The sequence below is a fragment of the Peptoanaerobacter stomatis genome (genome assembly GCF_000238115.1).
Lineage (GTDB): Bacteria > Bacillota > Clostridia > Peptostreptococcales > Filifactoraceae > Peptoanaerobacter > Peptoanaerobacter stomatis.
This window is the reverse complement of sequence record NZ_JH414560.1, coordinates 25,100-37,775: the sequence shown is the minus strand read 5'-3', so window position 1 is coordinate 37,775 and position 12,676 is coordinate 25,100. Positions and strand designations below refer to the sequence as shown.

16 protein-coding genes are annotated in these 12,676 nt (G+C 29.2%); 11 read left to right on the top strand and 5 right to left on the bottom strand.

Annotated features, from left to right (window positions below):
• Window positions 1–121: 121 nt before the first annotated feature.
• The 7 genes from HMPREF9629_RS12295 to HMPREF9629_RS08695 all read left to right on the top strand — a co-directional run bounded on the left by HMPREF9629_RS12295 (window position 122) and on the right by HMPREF9629_RS08695 (window position 4,898).
• Window positions 122–421, top strand: a complete 300-nt coding sequence (locus HMPREF9629_RS12295; protein ID WP_009526035.1) for a hypothetical protein — start codon at window positions 122–124, stop codon at window positions 419–421.
• Window positions 402–782: a septum site-determining protein MinC gene (gene minC, locus HMPREF9629_RS12290; protein WP_009526034.1), complete on the top strand. Its 381-nt coding sequence runs from the start codon at window positions 402–404 to the stop codon at window positions 780–782. The genes HMPREF9629_RS12295 and minC overlap by 20 nt, the downstream gene beginning before the upstream one ends.
• Window positions 783–792: 10 nt before the next feature.
• Window positions 793–1,587 (top strand): septum site-determining protein MinD, encoded by a 795-nt coding sequence (gene minD / locus HMPREF9629_RS08715; protein WP_009526033.1) that lies wholly within the window; start codon window positions 793–795, stop codon window positions 1,585–1,587.
• Window positions 1,588–1,599: 12 nt separating this feature from the next.
• The gene (gene minE / locus HMPREF9629_RS08710; RefSeq protein ID WP_009526032.1) at window positions 1,600–1,869 is read left to right on the top strand and encodes a cell division topological specificity factor MinE; all 270 of its coding nucleotides are present in this window, start codon (window positions 1,600–1,602) and stop codon (window positions 1,867–1,869) included.
• 9 nt (window positions 1,870–1,878) lie between these two features.
• A complete protein-coding gene (locus HMPREF9629_RS08705; RefSeq protein ID WP_009526031.1) occupies window positions 1,879–2,991 on the top strand; it encodes an FtsW/RodA/SpoVE family cell cycle protein in 1,113 nt (370 codons plus the stop codon).
• Between the two features lie 233 nt (window positions 2,992–3,224).
• On the top strand, window positions 3,225–3,818 hold the full coding sequence (locus HMPREF9629_RS08700; RefSeq protein ID WP_009526030.1) for an HD domain-containing protein: 594 nt from the start codon (window positions 3,225–3,227) through the stop codon (window positions 3,816–3,818).
• A gap of 159 nt (window positions 3,819–3,977) precedes the next feature.
• Window positions 3,978–4,898, top strand: a complete 921-nt coding sequence (locus HMPREF9629_RS08695; RefSeq protein ID WP_009526029.1) for an alpha/beta hydrolase — start codon at window positions 3,978–3,980, stop codon at window positions 4,896–4,898.
• Here the strand turns inward: HMPREF9629_RS08695 and HMPREF9629_RS08690 are convergent.
• Window positions 4,885–5,466: an NTP transferase domain-containing protein gene (locus HMPREF9629_RS08690; protein ID WP_009526028.1), complete on the bottom strand. Its 582-nt coding sequence runs from the start codon at window positions 5,464–5,466 to the stop codon at window positions 4,885–4,887. The two genes, HMPREF9629_RS08695 and HMPREF9629_RS08690, sit on opposite strands and share 14 nt — an antisense overlap.
• A gap of 1 nt (window position 5,467) precedes the next feature.
• Window positions 5,468–6,262, bottom strand: a complete 795-nt coding sequence (locus tag HMPREF9629_RS08685) for a stalk domain-containing protein (RefSeq protein ID WP_009526027.1) — start codon at window positions 6,260–6,262, stop codon at window positions 5,468–5,470.
• Window positions 6,263–6,608: 346 nt separating this feature from the next.
• Here HMPREF9629_RS08685 and HMPREF9629_RS08680 point away from each other — a divergent pair, with 346 nt between their 5' ends.
• The 3 genes from HMPREF9629_RS08680 (at window position 6,609) to HMPREF9629_RS08670 (ending at window position 8,679) form a co-directional block, all read left to right on the top strand.
• Entirely contained in the window at window positions 6,609–6,797 is a 189-nt protein-coding gene (locus HMPREF9629_RS08680; RefSeq protein WP_009526026.1) for a DUF1858 domain-containing protein, read from the top strand.
• A gap of 313 nt (window positions 6,798–7,110) precedes the next feature.
• On the top strand, window positions 7,111–7,761 hold the full coding sequence (locus HMPREF9629_RS08675) for a hypothetical protein (RefSeq protein ID WP_009526025.1): 651 nt from the start codon (window positions 7,111–7,113) through the stop codon (window positions 7,759–7,761).
• A gap of 318 nt (window positions 7,762–8,079) precedes the next feature.
• Window positions 8,080–8,679 (top strand): hemerythrin domain-containing protein, encoded by a 600-nt coding sequence (locus HMPREF9629_RS08670; protein WP_009526024.1) that lies wholly within the window; start codon window positions 8,080–8,082, stop codon window positions 8,677–8,679.
• Window positions 8,680–8,752: 73 nt separating this feature from the next.
• Here HMPREF9629_RS08670 and HMPREF9629_RS08665 read toward each other — a convergent pair whose 3' ends face one another.
• From HMPREF9629_RS08665 to HMPREF9629_RS08655, 3 genes are all read right to left on the bottom strand, one after another.
• Complete coding sequence (locus HMPREF9629_RS08665; protein WP_009526023.1) at window positions 8,753–9,958, bottom strand: FprA family A-type flavoprotein; 1,206 nt, start codon at window positions 9,956–9,958, stop codon at window positions 8,753–8,755.
• Window positions 9,959–10,073: 115 nt separating this feature from the next.
• Window positions 10,074–10,583, bottom strand: coding sequence for a phosphatase PAP2 family protein (locus tag HMPREF9629_RS08660; protein WP_009526022.1), 510 nt, complete (start codon window positions 10,581–10,583; stop codon window positions 10,074–10,076).
• Between the two features lie 124 nt (window positions 10,584–10,707).
• Entirely contained in the window at window positions 10,708–11,079 is a 372-nt protein-coding gene (locus HMPREF9629_RS08655) for a VOC family protein (RefSeq protein ID WP_009526021.1), read from the bottom strand.
• A 334-nt stretch (window positions 11,080–11,413) separates the two neighbouring features.
• Between HMPREF9629_RS08655 and hemA the strand changes: the two genes are divergently transcribed.
• Window positions 11,414–12,652 carry a glutamyl-tRNA reductase gene (gene hemA / locus HMPREF9629_RS08650; RefSeq protein ID WP_009526020.1) on the top strand — a complete coding sequence of 413 codons (1,239 nt, stop codon included), beginning with the start codon at window positions 11,414–11,416 and terminating at the stop codon, window positions 12,650–12,652.
• Window positions 12,653–12,676: the final 24 nt, after the last annotated feature.

Below are 12,676 nucleotides of genomic sequence, written 5' to 3'. Positions count from 1 at the left end.
CTAAGTTATGCCTTTTATTAAATACAAACATAAAATTTTATTCAATATAAAAATTGAATGTTATTTAAAAATATGGTATGATATTTCAATAAGATTAGTTGGAGAGGAAAGTGTATAATAAATGTCAGCGGATAATGAAACAGTTGAATTAAAATCGCATAATTCTAATTTTATTCTTAATATTTTTACTGATGATTATAAAAAAGCAATAGATAATATAAAACAAAAATTTGAAAAAGACTCTTTATTAAAAGATATAAATGTTATAAATTCTATAAATGCTGAATATCTGGGAATAACAGATATACAGATGATAAAAGATTTTCTTAAAAAAGAGCTTAACATAGATTATAAAGAAAAAAGATTATTAAAAAAATACAAAAGAACCGAAAAAAGAAATTTTGAAGGAAAAAATTCCTAAAGTAGTAAAAGCTGATATACTTGAAGATGATAATTATAAAACAAAGATAATAAAAAGTCCGCTTCGCTCAGGAGCTTCAGTAAGCTATGACGGCAATATATTGGTCATAGGAGATGTGAATGCAGGAGCTGAGCTTATTGCAAGCGGAAGTATAATAGTACTTGGCGTGCTTAGAGGTTTTGCAAATGCAGGTGCAAAAGGTGACAAAAATGCAATGGTGATAGCAAATAAAATAGTGGCAACACAACTTAGAATAGCGGAGTTTATAGCCATACCGCCAAAAGATGACAAAAAATCATATTCAGGTGTGCAAATGGCATTGATAAAAGAAAAAGAAATAGAAATACAACAAATAAATTAATGGAGGTAATATGTCAAAAGTTATAGTTATAACTTCCGGAAAAGGTGGAGTCGGAAAAACAACTTCTACGGCCAATATAGGAAGTGCCTTGAGTCAGCTCGGAAAAAGAGTGGTAATAGTGGATGCGGATATAGGGCTCAGAAACCTTGATGTGGTAATGGGATTGGAAAACAGAATAGTATTTGATATAGTTGATGTTATAGAAGGAAGATGCACTTATCAAAAAGCGACTATAAGAGATAAGAGATTTGACTCTTTGTTTTTGATACCGGCAGCTCAAACAAGAGATAAAGATGCGATAAAACCTGAGCAAATGAAACAACTTTGTGAAGATTTGCAAAAAGAATATGATTATGTGCTTATAGATTGTCCTGCAGGTATAGAAAATGGATTTAAAAATGCTGTGGCAGGTGCGACAGATGCAATAGTTGTAACAACACCTGAAGTATCGGCTGTAAGAGATGCGGATAGAATAATAGGCTTGTTGGAATCTTCAGAAATACATAATCCTCAGCTTATAGTTAACAGAATAAGACCGGAAATGGTAAAAAAAGGAAATATGCTTAATGTTGAAGATATGCTTGATATACTTAGAATAGACTTGCTCGGAATAGTACCTGATGATGAAAATATAGTTATATCTACCAATAAAGGAGAGCCTGTAATATTAGAAAATAAAGGTTTGGCATCACAAGCTTATAAAAATATAGCCAGAAGATTGGAAGGCGAAAAAGTAGAGTTTGTAGATATGGAAGTGCAGGAATCATTTTTTGACAGACTAAAATCTTTATTTAGCGGTAAATAAGGAGGCATATTTATGAATTTATTTAATTTTTTTAAGACCTCTGATAAAAATTCCAAAGATGTTGCGAAAGACAGATTAAAATTGGTATTGATACATGATAGAGGAGATTTTTCACCTGAAAAAAGAGAACTTATAAAAAAAGATTTAATTGAGGTGCTCAGCAAGTATATTGAACTTGACTCGGATAATGTGGAAATAAGCATAGTTAATAAAAAAGATTCCGCTAATGAAGATTATTTACCACAGTTTACTGCTAATGTACCGATAAAAAAGATATTTTAAGGTAAAAAGATGGATAGTAATAAAGGTTTTGACAAAATACTTCTTCTGATAGTTACAATACTTTTTTTGATAGGAGAAGTGCTTATAGCGTCAGCTATTCACGTGCCTGACGGAGCAAGCCCTAAAAGGCTTATAGTTCAATTTGGGGCTTTTATGCTCGGAACAGTTATGATATTTTCTATGAAAATGATAAATTATGATGATTTTAAGAGATATGACAAACACATATATATAATTTCAATATTATCGTTGCTGTTGGTATATGTTCCAGGGCTTGGACAAACGATGGGAGGAGCAAGAGGTTGGATAGATTTGAGGGTTATGTATTTTCAACCTATAGAGATAGCAAAAATAGGATTTATATTGGTGTTTGCAAAATATCTTGAAAAAAATGCAGGCAATATAAACACGTTAAAAGATATAATAAAAGCTGTTATAATACCTATGCCGATAATATTGTTATTACTTGCTCAACCGGATCTTGGAGGAGCGATAGTGTTTTTTTGCATAATATTCGGTATGCTGTTTCTTGCACAAATAAATATGAAAGTGGTAAATAGAGTTATAATAGTTACTGTGCTTACTTTTCCGTTGATATATTTATATGTTTTGGACAAGATATTAAAGCCGTATCAAATGAGCAGAATAAAGGATTTTTTTGCTTTTTCTTCAACAGCTACGGCAGATAATTATCAAGTTTTTCGTTCTATTATAGCGATAGCTTCAGGCGGAGTATTAGGACAAGGAGCATTTTCCGGCACACAGAATAATCTCGGATTTTTGTCAGTTAGCGATTCGGATTTTATATTTTCAGTCTGTGGTGAAGAATACGGAATAGTGGGTATGTTTATAGTCATAGGAATATACTTTTTATTTATGAGCAGGCTACTTAGTATAGCCATGTCATCAAAAGATTTGTACGGGAGTCTTATAATAATAGGTATACTTTCGATGTTTTTATATCAATTTATACAAAATATAGGTATGGCTATAGGAATAATGCCTGTTACGGGTGTGCCGTTACCTTTTGTCAGCTATGGAGGCAGTTCTATGCTTATGAGTATGATTGCCATAGGACTTATTGAAAACGTGGCTTCAAAGAGGAGAAAGATAAATTTTTAAAGAAAGATACAAATAAAAAATAAATAGTTTTATAAAAATTTTTTAGTAAATTAATTTATAAATAAATTTCTGATATGCTATAAATTTCTGAAGTTAGAAAAATATCAGATTTAATAAATTTTATTTACTATATTAGAAATCTGTAATTAAGTACATAGTATATTTTATAAATTCTATATATTATGTGTATTTAATTGCAGATTTTGTCATAATGAAAAAGAAGGGAAAATAATATGAGAAAAAGCCAAATATCAAGAGAAGATGCGTTGAAATTGCTTATGACATACAATAAAGATACGTTTCATATAAGGCATGCACTTACGGTGGAATCCATAATGCGATATTTTGCAAATAAACTGGGATATTATCAAGAAGAAGATTATTGGGGTATTGTAGGATTATTGCATGATTTGGATTATGAGATGTGGCCTGATGAGCATTGTATAAAAGTAGTGGAACTTTTAAAAGATGTAAATGTGGATAATGATATGGTGGATGCCATATGTTCTCATGGTTATGGACATAGAGTAGATATAGAACCTAAGCACGAGATGGAAAAAATACTTTATGCTTGCGATGAGCTTACCGGTCTTATAGGTGCATGTGCTTTAATGCGTCCGTCAAAAAGTTGCAAAGATATGGAGCTTAAAAGTTTGAAGAAAAAATTTAAAGATATAAAATTTGCGGCAGGTTGCAGCAGAGATATTATAAATAAAGGTGCTGATATGCTCGGTTGGGACATAGATAGACTTTTGGAAGAAACACTATTGGCTATGAAGGATGAGGAAGAAATTATAGAAAATCAGTTAAGGGAAATGAATTTATAAAAGAACAGTTTTTATGAATAGTTAAATTTAATTAAATTTAGTGTAAAATTTTCTAAAATTTCTTTTAAAATATAGGACATATGACATATTTTATTGATTAAATAAATTGTATAATTTTTTATCACACATTATTATAAAAACATCTTAGCAAGAGGACTTATGAAAAAATTTAAAATTATAATAGCTATAATATTGGTATACATTTTGTTTTTGCTCATATTCATAGGAGACTATTTCTATACTATAGTTATTGATTCTTCAACGGATAAGAGTGTTATAACATGTCAGGAGAAAAAAGAGAAAGAAGATCATAGCAAAGAAACGAAATGGTTTTTAAATAATAAGAAAGAACTTAAAATGACTTCTGTTACAGGTTTTAACCTTTCAGGTTATCAGTTTTTGAACGACAGATCAAAAAAATGGATTATAGTAATACACGGTTATGGTTCAAGTGCACGAGATATGGCTTATTATATCAAAAAATTCTATGATTTAGGATACAATGTATTTGCACCGGATTTAATCGGGTTTGGTAAAAGCGAAGGCAATTTTATATCCATGGGCGGATATGACTCTAAAGATATGAGAAAATGGATAGATGTATTAAATGAAATGTATGATAAGCCTGACATAGCGTTATTCGGAATAAGTATGGGAGCTGCAACGGTTATGAATACTATTGATGAAAACCTTACACCTAATGTGAAAGTATTCATAGAGGACAGCGGATATATAGATGCTAAAGAAGAGCTTAGATACCAACTAAAAAAATTGTATAATCTTCCGTATTTTCCGATTATTCCTTTGGCAAGTATAACTACAAGAATCAAAGCAGGCTATTATATAGGAGAAATTAATGCAGAAAATGCACTGATTGATAATAAATTGCCGGCTCTCATACTTCATGGAGATAAAGACGGTTTTGTACCTGTAGACAATGCAAAAAAAGCATATGATTTATTATTATCAAATGACAAGCATATCTATATAAGTAAAGATTGCAAACATGTTGAAGGTGCAAAAAAAGATGCCATGAACTATTGGGCATCTGTAAATAAATTTTTAACTAAATATTTTTAAATCTTATATAATCCTCTTTTGTATCAATATCTTGTAACAAAAGGGGATTTTTTATATCAATATATCTAATTATTTTTGGATTTGAGCGTATTATTTCTCTGCCACCCACATCACCTGATATATTAAGTAAATCAGCTTTTAAAGAATATGGGAATATGGTAGGCATAGAATTTTTTTTATCAATTCTCGGTACAGTTATACATTTAGTGTCCTGATAAAAAAAACTGCATATATCATTTATCAAACTATGTGTCATAAAAGGCATATCACAAGGTAAGAACATAAATCCGTCACATATGTTAGAATTATTCACACCGAGTGATATGCTTTTTGATTGTCCAAGAGAATTTTCATTATTTTTTACAATTTTGAAATTTTTTAATCCTTCAGCATAATTCAATATTTCATCATATGATGATACTACTATCCTTTGAGATATATCAGATAAACTTACGGCATCCAATACATATTTAAAAATCTCTTTTTCCTTAAATTGAAGGAGAAGTTTGTTTTTACCCATTCTTTTGGACAGACCGGATGCCATTATTATACAAGTAATATTGAACATATTAATCCAATTTTATAGGCATTATAACCTTAGTTATATTGGAGTCCTCTCCAACAGGATATATGTTAAAGCTTAAAGTTCCTTGTTTAATATCTTTCGGTATCTCCTTAAGAGTCAAATACAATCTGTCATCAAATCCGGCATCTATACTTGACAGAACCTTTTTGTCAAACAGACCTATATTTACATCAGATGTATCCAATTGTCTTTCAGCATGAGCATCTGAATAGTCGAATTTAGCAGAAAACGGATCTATTACAATTCCGCTATCTCCGTCATTTTTAACATCAAAATAAAATTCGCTGTTGTTGTCTGAATTTGATTTAACAGTTAATGTAAGTTTCATAAAAAATTTATCTTTTCTGAATGATATAGGAAGATCCTTATAATCTACGGAGCTTTCTTTTTTTATATCTTCTTTTCTTGCATCTTCTACGTTTTTAGCTTGAGCTTTTTGGAAATCCGCCATAGCTTCGTTGTATATTTCTGCGTGCTGTGCCAACTTTTCTTCTTTTGTCAAGGGTTTTTCAGTTATATATACACTTTTCGAGCTTTTGTTGTAATCTACTATAAGTCCCATTTTTTCAGATATGGTTCTTAGTGGAACGTACAATTTGCCTTGATAATTTATTGGAGCATCATCAGGTTTTGCATTTATCTGTTCTCCTTTTACAAATATAGAAGTTATGTTATCACGAACAGCCATTATGCTCTCATTAGAGGCAAATGAGGATAATGTTAAGCCCGTTATTAAGCCGAATGCTATCAGCGATGAATTTTTAAGTAATCTTTTCATAATAGTCCTCCTAAAAATTTTTATTTTTCAATTATTTTTTATTATATCATATAAGATAAAATATAAAAACTTAAATATTATTTACAAAAAATTTATAAAATATTCATTAAATGTAATATAGGTTACAGAATTATTCACATTATTTGATTATAATACAGTTATAAATGAGATATGGATTTCATATCAAAACTTAATATAATGATAGAACAATAGTATAGTGTAAATTTAATAAAATATAAGGATATTTATGAATTTCTCACATACATTAGTTTTTTTATCAGAGATTTGGTATTGTATGAAAAGTAAGGTTTAAAAATAAAAAATATATACTCAGGAGGATAAAAAAATGAAATTAACTAAAGATATGACAATAGGTGAAATATTAAGAATAAAAGAAGGTGCCTCTGAAATACTTATGGGATTTCAAATGGGTTGTATAGGCTGTCCGTCATCACAAGCGGAAACAATAGAAGAGGCCGCTATGATTCACGGTTTAAACGCAGATGAAATAGTTGAAGCCTTAAACAAAAATTAATGTATTACCTGATTAAATAATCATATAATGAAAATATTAAATGGAATGTATTTTTTATATTTTATCGTATTAAAAAAGTCATATGTAATATAAAATAATGTAAGATACAATCATATATTATATAGAATACGATATTTCAAATGGAGAATATATAAATAGACTTTAGTCTAAGTTTAAGATATATTAAAATTATTTTGTAAGCATTATTGTTAACTCTTATATATATAACTGCTGAAAGTAAAATATGTTTGAGCAAAATATTAAAAAATATTTATGTTTATTAGATAACAGTATAAGAAATAAAGGAGAAAGTATGAGTCTTTTTTTGGGGAAAATACATTTTTGGCTATTCAATAAGATAAGATGTTTTGAAAATTTGGAGACCGATATATTGAAGTTTGCCGATAAAAAAGGCGTGTCAATAGATATAAATAAGATGTATGAGGAATTCGGTTATCCTACAGAAGATAAACCTTTGGAAGAGCAAATCGATACGTCAAATATACACGGTTGGTTACAAAATCAGATACAAAAAGCAGAATATAGGCAGGCATATCTTGTAAAGTCTATAATTGATTTAGACAGTTCACATATTGATGAATTGAAAGAAGTGTTTAAAGAGCACGGAAATAAAATAGGCATACCGCTTAAATCTGATGATTTAACACCGAAAGATGCTTATGAAACATTGAACAACTTTCTTTTGGAGGGTATGCCTTGCGATAGAACTACAGAATTTATTGCCAATGACGACAGTAAAATATCTTTTCATTATACGAGATGTCTTCATAGAGATTATTGGGATGAAGTCGGTATAAGCGTAAAATATTTCTATATTTTAAGAAACGAGTGGATAAAATCATTTATTAACACACTTGATGAAAGCCTTATTTTTGAAGTTAAGTTAAACAATGAAGATTATGAAAATATAGAAGAAAATATATTTTCAATAGTTAAGATTTGAATATGCTTATAAAATTATGAAAAGTATGAATATCTGTTTAATTAGTGGATACATTTATATAAGTTGTTTATTTTAAATATACTTAATTTTACTCAGCTAATAAATTCTTATACTATTTTCTAATAAAATTATAGATAACTTATATAATGATATAACATTAATATAAATAGTCTACTGAAAAAATCAATTATTATGATTTTCTATCAATCTTTAGTATAAATTTAACAGATGTTTTAATTTGAAGTTGAAAATGTTTAAAGTAGTTAAAATTCATTTATTATAAATTATTTAATTATGTATCACAGTTTGGGGGAAACGATGAATTCTATAGAGCTTATGATACTTGAGCATGGCAATATCAAAAGAATGTTAAAAATAGTGAGAATTTTTTGTAGAAAATTATATGATAAAGAAGAAGTCAACTTTGATGATTTTGAAAAAATGATATATTTTATCAAAAATTATGTGGACAAACATCATCATGGAAAAGAAGAGCGACTTCTTTTTAATCGTATGGTTAAGTATCTCGGTCCTGCAGCTCAAAAGTTGGTAACTCACGGTATGCTTGTTGAACACGATATGGGTAGGCTATTTATGTCAGAGCTTGGTATAGCGTTGGATAATTATAAAATGGGAGATATTGATTCGGTGCTCGACATAATAGCAAACGCCATATCTTATACACATCTTTTGGAAAGACATATCAATAAAGAAAATGAATTGGTATACACATTTGCTCAAAGGAACCTTTCTCTTGAAATTATGAGCGAAATAGATAGTGATTGTGAAAAGTTTGAGGAAGATGCGGAAAGTAACGGAGTACAACAACGCTGTTTATCTATACTGGATGATATGGAGAGAAAATATCTTGGCTTAGATGACAGAATGGATTTTGGAGAGTTTGAAAGCATATTTTAGAAAAAACTATATTATAAAAAAGAAAAGTGATTATTATAAACAAGGTATTTGTCTATAACAATCACTTTTTTATTTATGCTCTTATTCTTTTTGTCATTTCATCTGCAAGTGCTATACATTTTTGGAAGTCTTCATATGAAGGGGAGCATTTTACATCTACAACTTCTTCTATAAAATCATATGCAGGGTTTGATTTAGGCAAGTTTACTAAAGTTTTTACTCCGCCTCCGCTCCAGCCGTAAGTTCCGAATATTCCCAAGGTATGGTTTTTCAGTTTGTTGATTTCAAGTACACGATAAGCGTGTTCCATTACAGGATATAAAGAATTGTTGTATGAGCAACTTCCAAGCAATAATCCTTTGTATATCCAAATATTAGCTAATATGTGAGATATATGAGTTTTTGAAACGTCATATACGAGTACATCTTTTATTCCGTTTTTAGAAAGTGTGTTGGCAAGCATATCTGCCATTTTCTCAGTATTTCCATACATAGAACCGTATGCTATTACAACCCCTTCTCTTGTTTCATATTTAGAAAGAGAATCGTAAAGAGATATTATTTTTTGTGGTTCTTTTCTCCAAATTAAACCGTGAACAGGACAAATAACATCTATTTGCAATGCGGATAATTTTTTCAAAGCTCCTTGTATCTGTTGAGAGAATTTTCCTACTATATTTGTAAAATATCTTCTTGTTTCGTATTCATGTTCTCTCCAATTCACTTCGTCATCGAATATTCCGCCATCTAATGTTCCAAATCCGCCAAAAGCATCTTGAGAGAAAAGAGTCTTTGTTTTTTCATAGTAAGTAACCATTGACTCCGGCCAGTGAACCATAGGTGTCTTGTAAAAAGTGAATTCATGTTCACCTAATTTCAGTTTTTCGCCGTCTTCAACCTTTATAAATATATCTTTGGTATCTATTTTATAAAATGCCTGTATAAATTCTTCCGTTTTTCCGTTTCCTATAAGTTTCATATTCGGATATGATTGTAAAAGTAAGTTTATAGAACTTGAATGGTCAGGTTCCATGTGGTTGATTATGAGATAATCAATAACGCCGTTATCGCCTATAACAGATCTTATCTTACTTATATATACTTCAAATCTTTCAGCGTGAACAGAGTCTATTATGATATTTTTTTCGCCTGTCATCAAAAAAGAGTTGTAACTCACACCTTTTTCAAGAGGCCACATATTTTCAAACATATGTGTGTGCCTGTCATTAACACCGATGTAATACAAGTCATCTTGTATTTTAATTGTAGAATATTCCATTAAATCCGCTCCCTTAAACACCAAAATATATATTAAAAATACAACTCCAATTAATTTTAGAAGTTGTATGTTATTAACCTTAAATATTGATACCCTGTTTCAAGTAAAAAACGCATTAAAATGTGATAATTTTATTGCATATTATAGCAACAAAAGTTCCAAATAACGCTCCGCATAAAACATCTGTAGGATAATGAACCATGAGATACATTCTTGACATAGCCACGCATGTTGCAAAACTATATGCTATAATTCCGAGGTTTTTGTCATATAAAAACAAAGCTGTAGCAAATGCAAATGATGCACTTGTGTGGCCTGACGGAAAAGAATAATCCACAGGTAATTTTGACAACAATGCATTCAAATCATAATATCTGTTAAAAGGCCTCATCCTTGCAAACATAGGTTTCAGCACGATATTACATAAAAATGCGTTGATAAGCAAACAAAGCATACAGCTATATCCTAAAGTTTTGTATTTTTTTGTCATTATAAGTATAAGCGAAATAAAAATAAAAACAATGCCGTTATCAGTGATATATGATGACATTCGCATAAACTTATCTATGAAAAAAGGTGTATTATAGTTTTGTATGCGTTGTAAAAATTTATGTTCCCAGTTCATTAATGTTCCTTTCAAATCTTATTTATAAAGATAAAATAAAGCAATAATTATTTTTGGTTGCAGTTTATTTTGTAATCTAAAATTTCTATTTTATAAGAGGACATCAATGAAAACATTGCAAAATTTATTTTTTTGACGGAAGTATCTCTATCCAATAATTATCGGGATCTGCTATAAAATATATGCCCATCGCCTTATTTTCAAATACTATACAGCCCATTTCCAAGTGTTTTTTATAAGATGCGTCAAAATCATCGGTTTCCACTGCAAGATGAAACTCATTTTCTCCCAAATCATATGGATTTGCTCTATCCGTCAAATAAGTAAGCTCAAGCAAATGTTCACTTTTTCCATCTGTAAGATATACAAGGATAAAACTGTTATCATCTGCTACTATCCTTTTGCTTTCTGTAAAGCCCAATGCCTCCTTATAAAATTCAAGACTTTTTTCCAAATTAAGTACATTAAAATTATTATGAACGAATTTGAATTCCATTATAACCTCACTTTTTTAAATTTTGCTTAAAACAGCTTTATATTTTACTGAGATGCTATAAAATAAATACTTCAAAGCTAAAGATAAGTATCTATTATTTAATTGAATAAATAATATAAAACAATATAATATTATTATACTAAAATATCTGAATTTTGTCTAATATACTATTGTAATAAAGAAGCAAAATATAAATGCAAAACTATTTATTTTAAGAAAATTTTATCTGATATAAGAGTTTATCTGTATTATATAAATTACAGAAAAATGCTTTATTTTTCAAAATAATAGTATTATAATGATAGAAATATGAATAAAAACAGGAAGTGATTCGTTGCATTGCTATTTAATCGGTGTATCTCATGCAAATACACCCATATATATAAGAGAAAAAATATTTTTTTCGGAATATAAAAAAATACAAACATTGGAGATATTATCTGAAAAAAGGCTTGACGGAGTAATAATATTGTCTACTTGTAATCGTTGTGAAATCTATGTTTCAACTGAAGATATGGAAAAAGACTGCAAAATTGTAAAAGATTTTTTTGTAAATTATTTTAACGTAGAAAACATAGATGATTATCTTTTTGAAAAAAAAGATATTGACGCAATAAATCACATATATAAAGTAGCTGCCGGCTTAGATTCGATGATAGTTGGAGAAGATCAGATACTTGGACAGGTCAAAGACGCTCTTGAAAACTCCATTGATTTAGGCACAAGCTCAAAATATCTCAACAAGCTTTTCAGAGAAGCTATAACAACTGCAAAAAAAATAAAAAACAAACTTAAAATATCTGAAAATCCTATATCTATAAGCTATATCGCTGTAAAGATGTTATGTGAAAAATTAAATGATTTAAAAGATAAAAAAATAGTTGTTGTCGGAACAGGCAAGATAGGTTTTTTGACCATAAGCTATTTAGCCGAAAACGGAGCAAGAAACATACTCTGTGTCAACAGAAGCTATGATAAAGTGCAAAAATTGATAAAAATCTATCCGTTTATAAAATATTTTGATTATGATGATAGATATAATCTCATAAAAGATGCGGACATACTTATAACTTCAACTACCTCCCCCCATACAATCATACACAAAAAAGATATTCAAAAATCTGATAAACAAATTATTATGCTTGATTTATCAATGCCAAGAGATATTGAAAATGATGTAAAAAATTTAAAGAACGTAGAGCTTTATGATATAGACAGCATAAGTAAAATATCTGAAGAAAACATACAAAAACGCCAAAAATTAGGCTCTGAAGCGATAAACATCATTGAAGATGCAATAAGTGAATTTTGTAAATGGGCAGATAATATGAGCGTTGACAAAGCTATAAAAAAATTAAACGAACAATGTGATATAATATACAAAGACACGATGTCATATATAAACAGAAAAGTGGAATTAAATCACAGAGAGCAAAAAATAGTTGAAAAAATGCTTTTATCGGCACTCAAAAGAATGATAAAAGTACCTATACAGGTATTGAAACAGACAGATGAAAAACAAAGACAAAATGAATATATAAAAATATTAGAAGAGCTGTTCGATATCAGATAACAGTATAAAACAGAAATAAAAATA

Bases quoted from the DNA above. Each gene is read 5' to 3' on its own strand.
- HMPREF9629_RS08665 (WP_009526023.1), bottom strand. From the start codon at position 9,958: ATGGAATATTCTACAATTAAAATACAAGATGACTTGTATTACATCGGT.
- HMPREF9629_RS08685 (WP_009526027.1), bottom strand. From the start codon at position 6,262: ATGAAAAGATTACTTAAAAATTCATCGCTGATAGCATTCGGCTTAATA.
- HMPREF9629_RS08675 (WP_009526025.1), top strand. From the start codon at position 7,111: ATGAGTCTTTTTTTGGGGAAAATACATTTTTGGCTATTCAATAAGATA.
- HMPREF9629_RS08690 (WP_009526028.1), bottom strand. From the start codon at position 5,466: ATGTTCAATATTACTTGTATAATAATGGCATCCGGTCTGTCCAAAAGA.
- minD (WP_009526033.1), top strand. From the start codon at position 793: ATGTCAAAAGTTATAGTTATAACTTCCGGAAAAGGTGGAGTCGGAAAA.
- HMPREF9629_RS08705 (WP_009526031.1), top strand. From the start codon at position 1,879: ATGGATAGTAATAAAGGTTTTGACAAAATACTTCTTCTGATAGTTACA.
- HMPREF9629_RS08680 (WP_009526026.1), top strand. From the start codon at position 6,609: ATGAAATTAACTAAAGATATGACAATAGGTGAAATATTAAGAATAAAA.
- HMPREF9629_RS12295 (WP_009526035.1), top strand. From the start codon at position 122: ATGTCAGCGGATAATGAAACAGTTGAATTAAAATCGCATAATTCTAAT.
- HMPREF9629_RS08655 (WP_009526021.1), bottom strand. From the start codon at position 11,079: ATGGAATTCAAATTCGTTCATAATAATTTTAATGTACTTAATTTGGAA.
- HMPREF9629_RS08700 (WP_009526030.1), top strand. From the start codon at position 3,225: ATGAGAAAAAGCCAAATATCAAGAGAAGATGCGTTGAAATTGCTTATG.
- HMPREF9629_RS08670 (WP_009526024.1), top strand. From the start codon at position 8,080: ATGAATTCTATAGAGCTTATGATACTTGAGCATGGCAATATCAAAAGA.
- HMPREF9629_RS08660 (WP_009526022.1), bottom strand. From the start codon at position 10,583: ATGAACTGGGAACATAAATTTTTACAACGCATACAAAACTATAATACA.
- minE (WP_009526032.1), top strand. From the start codon at position 1,600: ATGAATTTATTTAATTTTTTTAAGACCTCTGATAAAAATTCCAAAGAT.
- HMPREF9629_RS08695 (WP_009526029.1), top strand. From the start codon at position 3,978: ATGAAAAAATTTAAAATTATAATAGCTATAATATTGGTATACATTTTG.